Annotated in this window: 1 pseudogene; it reads left to right on the forward strand. The window is 35.6% G+C overall.

Annotated features, from left to right (window positions below):
* Window positions 1-362: pseudogene (locus CF599_RS19625) on the forward strand (hypothetical protein); the annotation flags it as partial.

Below are 362 nucleotides of genomic sequence, written 5' to 3' on the forward strand. Positions count from 1 at the left end.
AACAGTGAGTTCGTAACTAAGCTAGTGGAAAACAAAGAGTTTATCACTAAGTTAGGAGACAATATCGAGTTTGTAGAACATATCACTAATAACAATGAGTTTGTAGAGAACATCATCAACAAGTTAGAGGGTAAATACGGAAACGTAGGATATAATTCTTCTACACAGGAGTTCTATTACATTAAGGAGGATGGTACCTTTGAATCTATTAATTGGAAAGATATTGTAGAAAAGTTCGAAGCAATTACAACAATTGTAGCAGAAGAAGTAGCAGGAAAACGCACAGGAAACTATGATTACTTTAACGAGGATCGTGCTACAGCTGGATATGCACCAATGCGTATTTCAGTAGTTAGCGATGT

Source organism: Myroides sp. N17-2 (genome assembly GCF_002286775.1).
Classification (GTDB): Bacteria; Bacteroidota; Bacteroidia; order Flavobacteriales; family Flavobacteriaceae; genus Flavobacterium.